Origin of the sequence: Paenibacillus sp. oral taxon 786 str. D14, from assembly GCF_000159955.1 — a bacterium.
Taxonomy (GTDB): Bacteria; Bacillota; Bacilli; order Paenibacillales; family Paenibacillaceae; genus Fontibacillus; species Fontibacillus phoenicis.
The window spans coordinates 117,559-134,343 of record NZ_GG695970.1; the positions used below are offsets into that span (position 1 = coordinate 117,559).

Consider the following 16,785-nt stretch of genomic DNA (forward strand, 5'->3'; position numbering starts at 1 on the left):
AACATGGACAAGAAAATCACCAAACCACACAAAGATATTCCTAACGGCCGGTTCAATCGCAATGCTATCCTAAAAGCGAATAAAAGGAAGCGCTTACTTCAAGGTTGAAAGCGCTGCCCATCATTAAACACGAGGGGGATGAACCGAAATGAGAAAAAGCTTAATTGTGTTGCTTGCCAGCTTGCTGCTGACGCTGGTGGTGTCCGCTTGTTCCGGAGGCTCCGGAAATTCCGGCAACGCTGGGAATGCGGCGAATACGGGCAATTCGGCCGATCCGGGTGCAGGAAGCGGCGGTGGGGAGTCGCAAGGCAGCCAAGAAATCACGGTTTGGGCTTGGGATCCCAACTTTAACATTGCGGCATTGAACCTGGCTAAAGAACGTTACGAAGCGAAGCATCCGGACGTGAAGGTGAACATCGTGGAATATGCGCAGGACGATATCGTTCAGAAGCTGAACACCGGGCTCAATTCGGGAACGACCAAAGGGCTGCCGAACATCGTGCTGATTGAAGACTACCGGGCGCAAAACTTCCTGCAGGCTTACCCTGATGCGTTCCGCGATATGTCCGACGTGATCAAAGCAGAGGATTTCGCCGAGTACAAAATCGGGCCGACCAGCTATAACGGCAAGCAATACGGCGTTCCGTTTGACTCCGGGGCGACGGGGCTGTACGTGCGGACGGATTACCTGGAGCAAGCGGGATATACCTTGGACGATGTGACGAATATCGATTGGAATCAATACATCGAAATCGGCAAGAAGATCAAGGAAGTCACCGGCAAAGACATGCTGACCCAAGACCCTAACGACCTCGGGTTGATCCGGGTGATGGCGCAGTCGGCGGGAGAGTGGTATCTGAAGGAGGACGGCAAAACGCCAAATTTGGCAGACAATCCGGTGATCAAGGAAGCGCTGGAGACGTACAAAGCGATGTTTGATGCGAATATCGTCAAGATAAATTCGGACTGGAGCCAGTTCCTGGCAGCCTTTAACAACGGGGATGTGGCGACAGTGCCTACCGGTAACTGGATTACGCCGTCCGTCAAAGCCGAGGCTTCCCAATCCGGTAAATGGGCGGTTGTCCCAACGCCGAAGCTGGCGGGAAGCGCCGCATCGGTGAACGCCTCCAGCCTTGGCGGCAGCTCCTGGTACGTAATGAACCTGGATGGTAAGGACGTGGCAGCGAATTTCCTGGCGGAAACGTTTGGTTCGGACAGCGAGTTCTACTCCCTGCTTCTGGAGAAGATCGGCGCGATTGGTTCGCTGAAGGCAGCGTCCAGCGGTGCAGCTTATGATAGAGCCGACGAATTCTTTGGCGGCCAGAAGATTTACGCCGATTTCGCCAAATGGACGGAAGAAGTGCCAAAGGTCAATTACGGCCTGCACACCTATGCGATTGAGGACATTCTGGTGATCGAAGTCCAAAATTACTTAAACGGCAAAGACGTGGACAGCGTCATGCGCGACGCCCAGGCCCAGGCCGAATCCCAGCTGCAATAAGCGAAGCTTGAAGGAACCGACGACAACCTTGGGCTGTTCCAAGTTCAAGGTTTCGTTGGTTCCTGACGGCCTTATGGACTACAAAGAGAAGGAGATGAAATCAATGAGAGCATCCGGGCCTGCGCTGCGCTTACGCTGGAAAACTTCGATTGTCGGTTGGTCATTTGTCATTGTAGCTGTGCTGATGATTGCTTGGTTTTATTTTTATCCGATGATCCAAGCCTTTCTCCTGTCGCTGCAAACCGGCACCGGTTCGAACCTGACCTATCACGGGCTGGGGAATTACCGGCGGTTGTTCACGGACTCCATGTTCCTGACAGCGGTCAAAAATACGTTGATCTACCTGATCGTACAGGTGCCCATCATGGTATTGCTGGCGTTGGTACTGTCTGTCGTGTTAAACGACCGGAATTTGAAGTGGAAAGGCTTCTTCCGCACGGCGATTTTCCTGCCCTGCATTACGTCGTTGGTCGCTTATTCGGTGATTTTCAAATACCTGTTTGCAGGCGACGGACTGGTTAACCTGATGCTGCTGCATTTGCACATCATATCCGAACCGATCCCCTGGATCACTGACCCGTTCTGGGCGAAGGTGACGATCATTATCGCTATTACTTGGCGGTGGACCGGATACAACATGATTTTTTACCTGTCGGGGATTCAAAATATCGAGCCAACGATTTACGAAGCGGCCAAAATCGACGGGGCGTCGGCGGTTACACAGTTTTTCCGAATTACGATTCCGCTCCTGAAGCCGATTATTTTATTTACCTCGATCACCTCGACGATCGGCACGCTGCAGCTGTTCGACGAAGTGATGAACATTACGCAGGGCGGACCCGGGAATGCCAGTTCTACGATCTCGCAATACATTTACAATCTATCGTTTAAATACTCGGCGAATTTCGGGTATGCGGCAACGGTGTCGTATTCCATCGTAGTGATGATCGTTCTCTTATCCATCATCCAGTTTAAAGTGGCAGGTGATCGCGATGCTTAGGGCGGCCAAACGAATTTCCATGTACGTATTCCTTGCCGTAGCGGCGTTTGTCTCGATTTTTCCGTTTCTATGGATTATTGTGAGCTCGACAAACCCGTCGGTGGACGTCACCCGGGGCAAGCTGCTGCCGGGCTCCCATTTTGGGGCAAACCTGCGCAACCTGCTGGATTCCGTTGATATCCTAAATGCGCTTAAGAATTCGCTGGCCGTCTCCGTCTCCACGACGCTGCTCGCCCTGCTGATCGCTTCACTGGCGGGTTATGGCTTCGAGATTTACCGCAGCAAAGCGAAGGACATGGTATTTAACGTGCTGCTGCTGTCGATGATGCTGCCTTTTGCGGCTTTGATGGTGCCGCTCTACCGCATGTTCGGCCGAATTACCAATCTATTGCCCTTGATCGGTATCGACACGCTGGCCGCGGTTGTGCTGCCGACGATGACGACAGCGTTTCTGATCTTCTTCTTCCGCCAGAGCACCAAGATGTTCCCGAAGGAGCTGCTGGAAGCGGGCCGGATCGACGGTTTATCCGAGCTGGGGATGTTCTTCCGCGTTTATGTGCCTACGATGAAGACAACGTATGCGGCAGCGGCGATTATCACGTTTATGAGCAGCTGGAACAACTATATGTGGCCGCTGATCGTGCTGCAAACACCTCAGAAGCAGACGGTGCCGCTGCTGATCTCCACGCTGGGTTCCAGCTATTCACCGGATTACGGGCTGATCATGCTGGCGATTGTCATTTCGACGCTCCCGACGGCCATTGTTTTCTTCGTGATGCAGAAGCATTTTGTGGCCGGGATGATCGGGTCGGTGAAATAACGAGGGGCTCGCCATTAATGATAAGTTGGCAGCCAATCCCCATGCGCTTCGATCAAGTCATCACACATCGCGATAATATCGTCGATGGACAGCTCAGCGGACGTGTGGGGATCCAGCATGGCGGCATGGTAGATATGCTCCTTCTTGCGGGTGATCGCCGCCTCGATCGTCAAGAGCTGGGTATTGATGTTCGTCCGGTTTAAGGCAGCGCATTGCGGCGGCAGATTTCCAACATAGGTAGGAGTTACGCCGCTGGCATCCACGAGGCAGGGAACTTCCACGCAGGCTTCGGCCGGGAGGTTCGGAATCAGCCCCGTATTCATGACGTTGCCGCCGATTTTGAACGGGACATTGGTTTCAATGGCTTCCATGATGTACGAAGCATATTCGTGCGTGCGCTCATGCGTCAGTTCCCGGTTGCCGACGAGCTCCTCGCGCATGCGCTCCCAATTCGAGATTTGCTCGACACAGCGGCGCGGGTATTCATCCAGCGGGATTTGGAAACGATCAATCAGTTCAGGGTAATTTCGTTTGATGAAATATGGATGATATTCAGCGTTATGCTCCGACGATTCTGTCACGTAGTAACCAAATTTCAACATTAATTCGAAACGGACCATATCATGATGCGGCTGCTTTTGCTTCTCTGCCGCAAGCCGTTTGATTTCGGGATAGAGGTCAACGCCGTCCCGGGTGACTTCGAGCAGCCAAGCCATGTGGTTGATGCCTGCGATTTTTGCCTGAACCCCGGTTGCGTCCAGCCCCAGGCTGTCGAACAATCCCGGAACACAAACCTGCACGCTGTGGCAGAGACCAACGGTACGAACCTGGCCATATGTATTCATGACGTTGGTCAACACGGCCATCGGGTTCGTGTAGTTAAGGAATAAGGCGTCCGGGCAAACTTCACGGATATCCGCGGCAAAGTCCAGCATGACAGGAATCGTCCGCAGGTTGCGGAAAATGCCGCCGATCCCCACTGTATCGGCGATCGTTTGGCGCAGCCCGTATTTCTTCGGAATCTCAAAATCCGTAATCGTACACGGATCGTATCCGCCGACCTGGATGGCGTTGATGACGTATTTCGCGCCTCTCAGCGCTTCCTTCCGGTCGGTGAAGGCTTTCACGACGCATGTGCTGCCGCTGCTGTGCTTCAGATTGTTTAGCATGTTCTCCGAATCTTTGAGGCGCTGCAGGTCGATATCGTACAAAGCCAGCTCGAAGCCCTGCAACGCGGGAGTCAACATGCAATCGCCTAACACGTTTTTGGCGAATACCGTACTTCCAGCCCCGATAAATGTAATTTTGGACATGTTAGATCTCCTCCTTTTTCCTCCTCAATATAGCTCTCCACCTGAAAGAAAGGTATGGAGGAATGAAAGGGAAGTATGGAGGAATGTTGTATTTTGGCCTGCCATCCCTTACGCTAGGGAGAGCAGGCCATTATGCTTTCAGGAGGTTGTGGTGATTGATTCCCGAGCACGACTTGTTTGAAGTCCATATGAACCCTGATGACCGGGAGCGGGACATCACGGTCTTGTTTAGCGGACAAGGGCGGCCGCACCCGAACCATCGCATCGGGCCGTCCGTGCATGACTATTTTTTGCTGCATACGGTGTTTGAAGGGAAGGGGACGTATACCTGGGGAGGACAGGAATATTCTTGCCGGACGGGGGATACCTTTGTCATTTTTCCAGAGGGATTGTTCACTTACGAGGCGGATTCCCTAGATCCGTGGCATTACGCATGGGTTGCGTTAAGAGGTTCGGGTGTCCTTCGGCAGCTGGCGGATGTCGGCATTACGCCGGATAAACCGGTGGTTAGCTCCGGGGAGCCGGAGGAATTACGGGAGCTTTACGCTCGCCTGCGATCGTCGTTCCGCCAAAGCGATCACCCGCATTTGGAAAGCCTCGAGGCGGCAGGCTGGGTGACGCTGCTGCTTCATCATTTTGGGGTTGCGAACCGGGAACACCTGCCTCGTTCCGCTGCGAAGGAGCCGGCAATGATCGACCGGCAGGTGGAGCAGGCGATCCGTTGGTTCCAGCTGCAATATCCGCAGCAAATCGGCATTGAAGAGCTGGCGCGCAATTTAGGGTACCATCGGGCCCATCTGTTCAGCGCCTTCAAGGCCCGGACAGGACTGTCGCCGAAGCAGTATTTAACGAAGGTCAGGATTGAGAAAGCGAAGGAGCTGCTTGCCGGCCCGTTAACGATCGACCAAATTGCGTCGTCCGTTGGTTTTAATGATGCGCTGTACTTCTCACGCCAATTTAAGAAATCCACGGGTAAGTCCCCCAGCGAATATCGGCATGGGAACGGAAGGGGAGATAAGAGGTAGCCGCTTAAAAAACACCAAAGACGTTGTGCATACAACGCCTTTGGGGGATATTCTATTCGCCTGACCAGCGCTGCAACACCATCAAGGCGGCTCCTGTGGCCACGGCGGATTCGGTCAGCTGCCCTTGGGTGAACAGCGGATTATACTCGGGATAATGGTAAGCATTTTGCTTGGCGACCTCCACCGCGGTATCAAAGACAAGCGGGTGTGCGCTGATCAGAGGGCCGCCTAGCACAACGTATTCGGGGTGCAAAGCATTAATCAAATTGGCCAATCCGGTTCCGAGGCAAACGGCCGTTTCCTGAAATTGTTCCTTAACCAGCGGATCATCCTGCGACAGAGCGTCCACAAGGGTGGCGAAGTTGATCTGCTCCGGGGCTAGGCCGGACAACACGCTGCTGCGGCCGGCTTTCAGCTCTGCACGTACCCGATCTTCCAGCGCAGGTACGGACACAAAAGCTTCCAACGCGCCGGAGTTGCCTTTATTGCGGAGCTTTGGCCCATTCATCTGAATGATCATTTGCCCAATCGCTCCCTCGGTATCGGCGGCGCCCCGGAGAATCCGGCCTTCCGACATGGCGGCTGAACGGATATTTACGCCAACATGCACATAAAGGGCATGCCGGATTGTATCCGAGCGCAGCGCCCAGTGTTCGCCGATCAGCGCTGTGTTGGCGCCGTTGTCAAGCTTGGCGGGGATTCCGAGCCTTTCTTCAAGCATGGCACAGATCGGGACATGGCTCCAGTAAGGTGCGGGGAACCACTCCGGTTCGAGGATGATGCCGTTTTGGTGATCCAGCGGGCCCACCGCCCCGATGCCGAGACCCAGAACGTCGGCGGATGTGATGCCGTGCTCTTGAAGAAACGTCTTGGCGGTGTCGGCAACAAGGTCAGACAGCACCTCCGGCGTCATGTGTTCGTCCATTTTCCAGCGGGCCCGCGACAACGGGGTCAAATGCATGTCATACAATCCGAGGACCGAGTAAATTCGGGAAATCTCCAGCCCCAAGATATACCGATACTTCGGATTGGTCTGGAACAGGATCGGCTTGCGGCCGCCGGTCGAGTTCCCCAGCCCGGAGATGACGAGCAGCCCCCGGGAGGTCATCTCCTCCAGGAACCGCGTCATGCTGCTGGGGGTGAGCGGAAATTCGTTCATTAAATCGGCTTTGGAGACGGTGCCGAGAAATGAAATTCGATCATAAATCTGCTTCTTAATTGAAGGATTGGAATGAGTCAACATCGATAAAGGTCTCCATTTCCAAGTTCATACATCGGGATATTTTCAAGTATCAAGTATAAAGGGAGTTAGAGCTTAATACCAGCCCCTCTGAACTATCATCTGCATGTTGGACTAGGTATTTTTTTGTTGACTCTTTAAAAAATAAGTGATAATATAAATTCTGTTGCTGCAAACGATGCATCAACCCATATATATGCGGTCGTGGCGGAATTGGCAGACGCGCACGGTTCAGGTCCGTGTGGGCTAACCCCCCGTGGAGGTTCGAGTCCTCTCGACCGCATCTTATAAAGAACAGCCTCGCAAACTCGCTCTTCGGAGCGGTTGGGAGGCTGTTTTTTCATGGGTTCGTGCTAAGATACCCCGTTAGATTGTCCAGTACTTTATGGGATAACCGTCCCCTTGCTTCCCGGGTGAAACCCGATACTTTCGCGGTATAGATGATTTGGGGGTAGCGGTGAAGCTCAGCTTTGAACTCCCCGGCACCGTCCGCGTCAAAAATCGCATAGTTTCCGCTCGCTTGGACCCATTCCCGAAAGGCAGCGGCATCAAATGGTGCACCCAGAGAGGTATTCACCAAAATTTTACCATGCCCCAAAGCGGCGAATTCTTCGGGCCCAAGGAGCTGGGTGTTTCTAGGCAAATGCATGGAGATGATTTCTGAGGTTTGCAGCAGATCGTGAAGCGGAGCATATGCATACCCTGCCTGCTCGCAATCCGGTTTGCGGCTCCGGCTGAAATATTGGACTTGCATGCCGAAGGCGGAAGCCCGATGCGCTAAAATTTTGCCGGTCGCGCCCATCCCGATGATCCCCAGCTTGCGCTGCTGCAGCTCAATCGGTTCACTTTGCCATTGGTGCGGGCCCAAGCCTTTGAGCAAACGGATGAGCTCGCTCAAAATGAATTCGGCAACCCCTTCATCGCCGTAATCCCGGACGCCACGAACCTCGATGCCGCGGGCCCTTGCCGCAGGGATATCGACGTTGGCCGACCGCTCATCATACAGGCTGCAGCACATTCCGATATATCGAATCGCAGGGCTCTTTGCGATCACCTCATCATCGATTCTCGTTCTCCAGGATATCAAGACACAATCCGCTCCTTGGATCCTTTCCATTAACTCGTCTTTGCTTTGCGGATCGTGGTCAAACCGAAGGATGGGCTGTTTCGAGTGCTTTTGCAATTCCTCGAAGGCCCAGGCTTCGAGCCCAACGTTGTCCGCGCATACAATTTGGTTAAACATGATTTCTACTAAAACCTCCCTGATCCAGCAGCTTACGCACGTCACATGCTTGTTTTCTACTATATCACGAAGTGACGGTTTCTCGCTGAACCCTCCAGTAGAAACGCCATAAGGACCTTATTCCGGGAGGGTTTCCAGCAGTAGTTCAGCCAGTCGGCACCCCTTGGAAAGCAGGTCGGTTGCATCAAACGGGGAGGGGCCAATCGGCGGAAACCAGTCTTCTTGCTCCGCAAGCGTTCGCGGGTTTGGAACGCCATCCGGTTTGGCGGCGTCAGCTGGATCCCAAGGAACAGACCCCGCTTCCTCGACGAGGGGCCATACTTGCGAATCCCCGCTCATCGAGATGTATCTTACCATCGCCGCCGCTTCTGTCATGTGACGCAACAGACCGGCTGCCTCCTCGCTGAAACCGGAAACGACAAGCAAACGCAAGGCAAGCAGCGAGTTATGAAACCGGGTTAATCCCTGCAAGTAGGCATACGCCTTTACGTTCTGCGGCACCGGCAGCTCCAGCAGCGCCTCCTCCAACCGATCGGCTGATTGGTCCAAGAGCTGGAGCCATGCGGCGTGGCGCTGTTCCATTTCAGCGATCGTCTCCTCGTAACCATACATCGGTTCTTCACCTCGATTGTTCCGATTCATTATCTGAAGATACTTTAATCGATGAAATGCATTTCAGGTCAACCCTTTATTGGCGGAAAAAAGAGAAGGGTGAAGTGAACGATGGAGGCGGCTAAATAAGTGCGGAAAAAGGGTTGTTCCGTCAAGCTGCTGCGAAAGGGCTTATTCCTTCCAAGGCGAATGATGGATGCAGTCGCAGAAGTTAGTCCGTTTAAAGTGAATTTTACCCGCGGCATCCCCGCTTGCACCTCAAACTGCTGGGGGTCGAAGACGTCGTCGAAAACTTGGTATCGGGGGAGGCGGACTTTGCTGTGACGATCCTGCAGGAGGAAGACGAACGGTTTGCGGTCATTCCTCTCTATAATGAAGAATTCTATTTCGTCGCTTCGCCGGATCATCCGCTCGCCGGGCAATCCTCCGTCGATTTCAAGCGGATTGCGCAAGAGCCGGTGGTGATGTTTCCCGAGACGCATCGCTGCCGCCAACTGGTTGATGCGGCTTGTGCAATCAAGGGGTTTACGCTGCACCCCCACATCGAAACAACCACCATCGATTCCTTGCTGCAGCTAGTCCGTTCCGGCGCAGGCGTAACGATCCTGTCCAAGACGCTGTTGGAAATGTACGATTTGGAAAAATTATGCCTCCTTCCGCTGCGGAATCCTTCTTTGACCCGGAAGGTAGGGATCGTGTACCTGAAGGATAAATACCTTGGTGCGGCGGCACGGGAATTTATTACGCTAATTCAAGAACGGGTCCAGACGTTGAAGAAGATCCAGGTGCAGGGCTGATGGGAAGAGAGCCGACCCCTGGGGAGAGAAGTCTGATTTAAGGCTTCACTCTCCGGGGGGCTTTTTTTATAGGTTGGATCAAGCTCAGGTAAGGGCGGCGTAGCGCATGTTTCCGGACAGGGACAGTCATACTAGCAGAAAGGAGGCTGGTGTGGATTGACGGCGGGAGAAATCGCTTTTTACTTTCTGCTGTATGCGTTATTTGGCTGGCTGCTCGAAAATGTGTACAACCTTTTTACGCAAGGCGAGTTCTGGAAGGAAGGTTTTATGAAAGGACCGTTTAAGCCGATGTACGGCGTTGCCCCAGTTCTGTTGCTGTGGCTTGTCCAGGAGGGTGGAGGACACCGGCTACTGCTTACCGGATTGCTGTGCTTAATCATCCCCACCGTAGTGGAAGGAGTTAGCGGCTGCTTGCTGCTGATGTTGTTTGGTCGGAGATGGTGGGATTATTCGGGGTTGCGCTTCCAGCTTGGCGGCCATATTTGTCTGAAGTTTTCGTTGTATTGGGGCGTTCTGTCGGTATTCACGCTGAAAGTGGTGCACCCGCTGGCGGAACAGGCCTATCGAAGCGTTTCTCCTGTATGGCCGGTGGTTGGGCCGGCGCTACTATTGTTATTTGCCATTGATCTGGCGTGGACCTGTCTTACGCGGCGAAGAGAATATCGCGGGAGCTTGATCTAGCCCATCGTTGCTTAAGAGAAAGGAGGAAGCCTCATGTCCTATTTCAAAAAACTGGTTCGACGGATCCCAATACTGGCTGCCGGTGGTCTTGCCGCGCTGTTGCTAACGGCCTCGATTAGCGGACAAGCCGCGCCGACAGCAAATAATTTAGCAGAGAACCCGGGCACGGAATCAAGTGAACTGAAGTCAGAAACACAAGATCATAAGGCCGCCCTCAAACCGCGATCCGCTTCCCACAAGGTGGCGGTGATTATCGACGATTTAGGGAACGGGATGGCCGGTACAGAGGAAATCCTCAACCTGCCGATCAAATTAACCGTGGCGGTCATGCCATTCCTGGAAACGACGCAGGAGGATGCCCGGCGGGCGCATGAGTACGGGCACGACGTGATCATTCATATGCCGATGGAGCCCAAGCAAGGGAAGGCGGAATGGTTGGGACCTGGGGCGATCCTCTCCAGCATGACAGACGAGGAGATCCGGCAAAGGGTTGAAGCCGCGATTGACCAAGTTCCCTATGCCATCGGGATGAACAATCATATGGGCTCGAAGGTGACTGAGGACGAGCGGGTGATGTCGGTGATTTTGGAGGTATGCCGCGAGCGGGGGTTATTTTTCATTGACAGCAAAACGAACTCTCGGTCCGTTGTTCCCCGCTTAAGCGAGAAGATGGGGCTGCCCCGGCTGGAAAACGATATTTTTCTGGACGATGTAGGCAGCGAAGCGCATGTTACGAAACAACTGCGGCAGGTCCTGAACATCCTAAATAAAGGTAAGCGCAATAGCTGCGTAACGATCGGGCATGTAGGGGTACAGGGTAAGAAAACCGCGGCCGCCTTGCAAAAGAACATCCCAATTTTACAGGCTGTAGGTGTCCAATTCATCGGGACGAGTGAGCTGGTCTGGGAACAAATTAGTCCTAGCCTTCAGCTGGGACCGGGGTTTACATTACCGTAAAGTATTCGGCGATGCCGCGATACAATGCTTCGGCAATCTTCTGTTGACCGCGTCTGTTCGTGAGGATAGCGCGGTCTTCCTCGTTGCTGAGGAAGCCCATCTCTACAATTACAGCCGGACAATCGATATGGTTCAATAAATAAAACGGCTTGCCAAGCTCCGGGGTTCGGGAAACGTCCAGCTGGTAAAACCGCTCCAGCGACCGTTGAATCGAAGCGGCCAGTATGGCGCTGCGTCCTTCATTCTGATGGAGCACAAGCGGTCCGCGTTTGGCCGGATTCCGTCCCCAGTTGACATGCAGGCTGACGACGATCGAAGCGGGCAACTGTTCGCTAAGTTCCTTGCGCTGCGCCAAATCCCGCAGGTGCCGCGAGCGGCTTGGAAGCCAGCGGTTGTCGTCGCTTAAGGCGTAATCACCAGTCCGGTTGAGAATCGCGCGGTAGCCGTGGCTTCGGAGGACGACGTAAAGCCGACGCCCGATTTCGAGATTGATGTCCTTTTCGAGATATTGTTTATAAGACGTGCCGCCGTCGATTCCGCCGTGGCCGGCATCGATCAGAATCACCGGCTCGGGGAAGGCATGCCTGAGGTCGTTGCCTTCATCCGCCGCGGCCGGAGCGATGCCGCTTCCCAAGGCAATGGAGACCGTCAACGTTAGCGTTAACAGGCATCGTATCATTTTTCCCATTTGTCTCACCTTTCAGGAGATACTTCCTCTATAGAGTGAACCTGCGGCGGGGAAATCATGCATTCCGCGGCTGCGGTCATACGTCTGGGGATTTGCGGGTTTAAGGTGGAGGGAATCGGCGCAAACTAGGGCTAACGAAGAACGACAATGCGAGAAAGGAGCTTATCTCCATGGCCAAAGGTGACGAATTGGTCAAATATATCACCGAACGGGTAGTAGATTACGTGGAAACCCCGCGGGAAATCCGCCGCGAGCGGTCGAAGGCGAAGGAACCGTGGAGCCGGCGCTGGTTCGGCATGATCCCGTCCTCCATCTCCCTGTGGGCCGGGCAGCTTCCCAAGCCAAAGAAGAAAGAAGCCCAGAGAAAAGAACAGGCTTCTCACTCACGGAAAGTTTGAGTAAGCCGAAGCTGAACCCGGTTATTGATGACAGCCGCCTTCTGTCCCGAAAGGGAGAGGGCGGCTGTTTTTAGATGCGCTTGGGAGCCGGGGATATTCTTTCTTTGTCATTGCCATCGTCATCTTCGCCTTCGTGCCCATTTGCCCTGCACCAACTCATCCCCCTCGCGCCAACTCATCCGCTAACTGGACCAACAGGTGAACGCCTTCACGAATTTGTGCCTCATTCTTAAACGAAAAGCTGAGTCGGATCCGGTCATCCATTTCCCCCAAGGGATCACAAATCGTTCCGGGGACGAACGTCAACCCGCGGCGGACGCCCTCGGTGAGCAGTTGATTGGAGCTTAAGCCTTCAGGAAGGCGGACCCACAAGTTTAATCCGCCTTGCGGACGGTACCACTGCCATCCGGTGCCGGCGGCAAGCGCTTGCTCCATCACGTCCCGGCGAATCTGCAGCGCCGTCCGAAGCTTCTCCAGGTGCTGCTGGAGCCGCTCGGACTCGAAGCAGTGCTGGAACAGCTTCTGGTTGACCAGCGGCGTGCCGTTGTCGGCCAGCGATTTGGCCGTCAGCAGCGGGGCCATTACCGCCGCGCGAGCGGCAACGGCGCATATACGCAGCCCCGGCGCCAGGTATTTGCTGAAGGTGCGCAGGTATACAACCCAGCCTTCCGTATCGTAGGAATAGAGCGGCGGGGGAGGCGGCGCATCGAAATAAACGTCATGAACCGCGTCGTCCTCGACGATCAGGCAGCCGTAGCGCTCGGCCAGCTCCACCAGCCGCTTGCGTTGGCTGGCCGGCACGATAAATCCCGTCGGATTATGAAATGTAGGATTCATATAAAACATCCGGGGTTTATGGCGCTTCATATAACCCTCAACAAGGTCGAGGTCATATCCGTCCCGATGAATCTCCACAGGGAGGAGACGCGCGCCCCGCTGACGGAAGCAATCGAGCGCCGAGCTGTAGGTTGGGCGTTCCACCAACACATAATCCATCGGACGAAGAAAAACGCCAGCCAGCAGGTCGATCGCTTGCTGGCCGCCGGTCGTGATCAGCAGCTCGTCGCAGGAGACTTGAAGCTTATCTTTTCGCTGCATATCCGCACAGAGCAGTTCCCGCAGCTCCTCGTCCCCCTGGACGGAGGAATAGGTGCCCAGCAGCTTAGGATAACGGTCGAACACCTGCTTCACGTGGTCTGACAGGAACAGATTCGGCAGCAGGTTCGGGTCGATGAGCGCTTGGGAGAAAGAGTAGACCGCTGGGATCTGGTGAATCTCGCTTAAGGTATTCTGCAGATGACCGGTCCCGTGCCGAGCTAGAGCGTTAAACGTTGTTCCGCCTGCTCCGCCGGTGGTCAGGTTGGAACGGGTGTTGCTCGCATCCTCGGGTTCGGCGGAATCAGTATACGGTCGGCCTCCGGACACGTAATAACCGGATTTTTCCTTGACGTAAATGTATCCTTGCTCCTTCAGCAGCCCGTAGGCCCGGAAGACGGTTAACCGGTGAAGCTGCAGCTCGCCCGCTAACTCACGCACGGAGGGCAGCTTATCGTGCGCCTTCCAATCCCCCCGATGAATCCGGTCCAGGATATACTTATACACTTGCGTATACCGAATCCTCCCAGGCTCTGCCGGCTTTGGCCTTATGTTCATCGCCATCTCTCCTTCGCTTTGTGGCGTGAGTCTATTTTATACATAAAAACCGAGTATCTGTTCTATGATGAGTCATCTGTTCTGTCCTCTTTCCTGTATGATACATTTCAACAGCTGAAAGGGGAAGATTTCCATGATTGTGGTCAACTATTTGATCGTATGTCTCGTATTTGGCACGACGTTTTTAGCGATAAAAATCGGGGTAGATCATGCGGCGCCTCCGTTTTTCTCCGCGGGGATCCGCTTCTTCGCGGCCGGGGCGATTCTGTTTCTGTGGATGGTTTGGAGAAAAAAAGCGGAGTGGACCCTGCTGCTGCGCAAGGAAATGCTGGTGACGGGAGCTTTGCTGACCTTCGGGACGTTTGCGTTACTTTATTGGGCGGAGCAATACGTCACGTCCGGCGTCGCTGCGGTATTATCGGCTACAGGGCCGCTGATGATCCTGCTGCTGCAGATGATGGTGCTGCGGCAAAAAGCGACGGGACGCGCCGTCCTGGGCATCATGATCGGTTTGGCCGGGGTCATGCTGCTGGTGCTGCCCAACATGGTGTCGGTACAGGCCGGACCCCGCTGGGTAATCGGTTGCGCGGCGATTTTGACCGGGGAAGTAATGTATTCGATCGGCGCTCTGTATACCAAACGAGTCACTGAGAATTTTGCAGCGGTGTCGCCGATTGCGCTGAACGCCGCACAAATGATTTACGGCGGCTTGCTGCTGTTCCTCCTGTCGGGCTTCACCGAGCGGGTGACGGCGGGGGACCTGCTAGAGCCGACTGCCTTAGGCTCGCTGTTATATTTAACCGTGGTGGGTTCGATGGTGGGGCACAGCTTGTTTTACTGGCTGGTGGCCAAGACCAACCCGGTGTTTCCGTCAACTTGGCTGTACGTATCGCCGCTGATTGCGATGACGATTGGCGTATTGTTTTACGGAGAAACGGCCGGATGGTTTGCGGTGTTGGGCGGGGTCGCGATTATCGCCGGCACGGTGTTGACCAATCTGGACAGCTTGCGCCAGCTGCTCAGCCGACCGGCACGATTGACGGCGCAGGCCGCCGCAGAGGGAGGTACGGGTTCGGCGGCGGGTTCATAGGGTCCGCCGGAGGTATTTGCCCGGAGAAAGCTGCAAAAGAAGTCAATTTCATAATTTGTAACCCCTTGTGGGATAAGGTTTTTCAGCATGTAAAAAAGGAGTACCTCCCCAAAATCTCGAAGTAAAGGTTACCACACCAACCACGAGAAAGGAGTACTCCCATGTATGGTATTCAACAAGCAGAGCTATTTTCCTTCGAGGAATTAATGGGAATGGCGGATGAGGCAAAATACAGTGCCATTCTAGAACACGTCCCCATGGGGATCATCCTGCATGCCGTTAGCAAAAAAAGTACCCGCGGCCGCTCCGAAAGTTTAAATACCAGAGCGATGATGTATTCCCTCATTATTGGAAAACTGGAACATATCCGCTATACGAAAGATCTGATCAAGCGTCTGCGAACCAGTTCCGAATTCAGAAGGTTATGCCGCTTTACCGATTCGGACCGGGTACCGAGTGAAGCCGCCTATTCCCGCCTTGTAGCCAGGCTGGCTCAAAGCGGCGTACTGAGACACGTTCTGGATACAGTGGTAGACCAGGCAATTGCCGCAGGGTTTCTTTCGGGTGAGGTTCTGGCAATAGATTCGTCCCACATTGAGGCCTTCGACCGAAATTCGAAGCTGGATGAAGGGAAGACGACGACTTCTTCCAGCCCTCTCGTTGACGAAGACCCTGCCTTGTTCTCCGCGGACACATGCACGCCGTCCCAGGAAGCCAAGCCGGAGAAGCCCAAACGTTCCAAACGCGGGAGAATCCCGAAAGCGGAATGGGACGAGTGGCGGAAGCAAATGGATGCTTACGAAGCGTCGCTTGGTTTCTTCGAACGGGGAGTAGCCGACATGTTGCCAGCCAGTTACGAAGAACTCGCCCGCGATATGCCGCAATACCCAAGCACTGGCGCAAAAGGCGATCCGCGAGGCACCCACCGCGTGAAATTCTGGTACGGGTACAAGGCGAATCTGCTCGTCGACACGGCAAGCCAATATATTGTTGCCGGCGAGACCTGCTCCGCTCATGTCAGTGACCAGAGACCGGCCATTATGCTGCTGAAGCGACTTCAGGAGCGATTTCCGGATCTGCAGGTTAAGCACGTTTTGGCTGATAAGGGCTATGACGGCGAAGCGGTATACCGACAAATCCGCAAGTTAGGTGCTTTTCCGATTATCCCGTTAATTCACCGCACCAAGCTGCCTTTGAAGGAAGACAAATATTATCGTCCGCTGTGTGAACAAGGCCATCCGTACCGTTATGACAGCTACGACCCCAAGGGGGGCAACGTGAAATTTACCCGTCCGAAAGAATGCAAGGAATGTCCGCTGCAAGCTACAGGTTGCCAGAAGGTGTATAAAATCCGGATAGAAACCGACGTCCGCAAATACACAGCACCTGGCCGGGGAAGCGAGAAGTTTGCCGAATTGTTTAAGCAGCGGACCGCTATTGAACGCGTCTTTGCATATCTGAAGTTATACTTTGGCATGGGCACTACACGAAGGCTCAAAAAACGTGCGTTCGTCGATCTCGAACTAAGTTACCTAGCGTACAATGTGTCTAAATATGCGCTGGATTATTTGAACATGAACATCCGTTTGACCAAACAAGCCGCGTAACTTTTTTTGAAAATGTACACCTCGAAATTGGTTACCTGCAGTAGCTAATAAATTGAATTATGAAATTGACTTAAAGTGCAGTTTTTTTCGGGGAAATCCTGATTTTTCAGCGAAAGCCTGCAAAACTGCAGTTATTTTTCGCGAATTGGGGCAAATGGAC

Annotated in this window: 15 protein-coding genes, 1 tRNA gene and 1 pseudogene; 11 read left to right on the plus strand and 6 right to left on the minus strand. The window is 53.9% G+C overall.

The annotated features are described in order from the left end of the window. Positions 1-148: 148 nt before the first annotated feature. The 3 genes from POTG_RS00575 to POTG_RS00585 all read left to right on the plus strand — a co-directional run bounded on the left by POTG_RS00575 (position 149) and on the right by POTG_RS00585 (position 3,321). Positions 149-1,501, plus strand: a complete 1,353-nt coding sequence (locus POTG_RS00575; protein WP_009222841.1) for an ABC transporter substrate-binding protein — start codon at positions 149-151, stop codon at positions 1,499-1,501. 103 nt (positions 1,502-1,604) lie between these two features. Then, positions 1,605-2,501 (plus strand): carbohydrate ABC transporter permease, encoded by an 897-nt coding sequence (locus POTG_RS00580; protein WP_083791393.1) that lies wholly within the window; start codon positions 1,605-1,607, stop codon positions 2,499-2,501. Beyond that, the gene (locus tag POTG_RS00585) at positions 2,494-3,321 is read left to right on the plus strand and encodes a carbohydrate ABC transporter permease (protein ID WP_009222843.1); all 828 of its coding nucleotides are present in this window, start codon (positions 2,494-2,496) and stop codon (positions 3,319-3,321) included. Before POTG_RS00580 ends, POTG_RS00585 begins: the two co-directional genes overlap by 8 nt. Before the next feature lie 14 nt (positions 3,322-3,335). Here POTG_RS00585 and POTG_RS00590 read toward each other — a convergent pair whose 3' ends face one another. Continuing rightward, complete coding sequence (locus tag POTG_RS00590; protein ID WP_009222844.1) at positions 3,336-4,634, minus strand: alpha-glucosidase/alpha-galactosidase; 1,299 nt, start codon at positions 4,632-4,634, stop codon at positions 3,336-3,338. Between the two features lie 155 nt (positions 4,635-4,789). On the opposite strand from POTG_RS00590, the gene POTG_RS00595 reads away from it, so the two are divergent. Next, the gene (locus POTG_RS00595; protein WP_009222845.1) at positions 4,790-5,659 is read left to right on the plus strand and encodes a helix-turn-helix transcriptional regulator; all 870 of its coding nucleotides are present in this window, start codon (positions 4,790-4,792) and stop codon (positions 5,657-5,659) included. A gap of 52 nt (positions 5,660-5,711) precedes the next feature. On the opposite strand, the gene POTG_RS00600 is transcribed toward POTG_RS00595, so the two are convergent. Then, entirely contained in the window at positions 5,712-6,902 is a 1,191-nt protein-coding gene (locus tag POTG_RS00600; RefSeq protein ID WP_009222846.1) for an ROK family protein, read from the minus strand. 195 nt (positions 6,903-7,097) lie between these two features. Here POTG_RS00600 and POTG_RS00605 point away from each other — a divergent pair. Then, a tRNA-Leu gene (locus tag POTG_RS00605) sits at positions 7,098-7,182 on the plus strand. 57 nt (positions 7,183-7,239) lie between these two features. On the opposite strand, the gene POTG_RS00610 is transcribed toward POTG_RS00605, so the two are convergent. Together POTG_RS00610 and POTG_RS00615 are read right to left on the minus strand one after the other, a co-directional pair. Further along, complete coding sequence (locus tag POTG_RS00610; RefSeq protein ID WP_009222847.1) at positions 7,240-8,142, minus strand: D-isomer specific 2-hydroxyacid dehydrogenase family protein; 903 nt, start codon at positions 8,140-8,142, stop codon at positions 7,240-7,242. Positions 8,143-8,259: 117 nt separating this feature from the next. Continuing rightward, positions 8,260-8,754, minus strand: coding sequence for a hypothetical protein (locus tag POTG_RS00615; protein ID WP_036643696.1), 495 nt, complete (start codon positions 8,752-8,754; stop codon positions 8,260-8,262). 239 nt (positions 8,755-8,993) lie between these two features. On the opposite strand from POTG_RS00615, the pseudogene POTG_RS00620 reads away from it, so the two are divergent. The 3 genes and pseudogenes from POTG_RS00620 to POTG_RS00630 form a co-directional block, all read left to right on the plus strand. After that, a pseudogene (locus POTG_RS00620) lies at positions 8,994-9,551 on the plus strand (LysR family transcriptional regulator substrate-binding protein); the annotation flags it as partial. Positions 9,552-9,707: 156 nt separating this feature from the next. After that, entirely contained in the window at positions 9,708-10,232 is a 525-nt protein-coding gene (locus POTG_RS00625; protein ID WP_009222850.1) for a putative ABC transporter permease, read from the plus strand. Positions 10,233-10,265: 33 nt separating this feature from the next. Continuing rightward, complete coding sequence (locus tag POTG_RS00630; protein WP_009222851.1) at positions 10,266-11,189, plus strand: divergent polysaccharide deacetylase family protein; 924 nt, start codon at positions 10,266-10,268, stop codon at positions 11,187-11,189. Here the strand turns inward: POTG_RS00630 and POTG_RS00635 are convergent. Next, complete coding sequence (locus POTG_RS00635) at positions 11,176-11,886, minus strand: N-acetylmuramoyl-L-alanine amidase family protein (RefSeq protein WP_009222852.1); 711 nt, start codon at positions 11,884-11,886, stop codon at positions 11,176-11,178. The two genes, POTG_RS00630 and POTG_RS00635, sit on opposite strands and share 14 nt — an antisense overlap. 161 nt (positions 11,887-12,047) lie before the next feature. Here POTG_RS00635 and POTG_RS00640 point away from each other — a divergent pair, with 161 nt between their 5' ends. After that, entirely contained in the window at positions 12,048-12,275 is a 228-nt protein-coding gene (locus POTG_RS00640; protein WP_009222853.1) for a YqzE family protein, read from the plus strand. A gap of 156 nt (positions 12,276-12,431) precedes the next feature. Here POTG_RS00640 and POTG_RS00645 read toward each other — a convergent pair whose 3' ends face one another. Continuing rightward, positions 12,432-13,928 (minus strand): aminotransferase-like domain-containing protein, encoded by a 1,497-nt coding sequence (locus tag POTG_RS00645; RefSeq protein ID WP_009222854.1) that lies wholly within the window; start codon positions 13,926-13,928, stop codon positions 12,432-12,434. Between the two features lie 133 nt (positions 13,929-14,061). Here POTG_RS00645 and POTG_RS00650 point away from each other — a divergent pair, with 133 nt between their 5' ends. Both POTG_RS00650 and POTG_RS00655 read left to right on the plus strand, forming a co-directional pair. After that, positions 14,062-15,018: a DMT family transporter gene (locus POTG_RS00650; RefSeq protein WP_009222855.1), complete on the plus strand. Its 957-nt coding sequence runs from the start codon at positions 14,062-14,064 to the stop codon at positions 15,016-15,018. 161 nt (positions 15,019-15,179) lie between these two features. Then, a complete protein-coding gene (locus tag POTG_RS00655; RefSeq protein WP_009222856.1) occupies positions 15,180-16,625 on the plus strand; it encodes a transposase in 1,446 nt (481 codons plus the stop codon). The last annotated feature ends 160 nt before the right edge of the window (positions 16,626-16,785 follow it).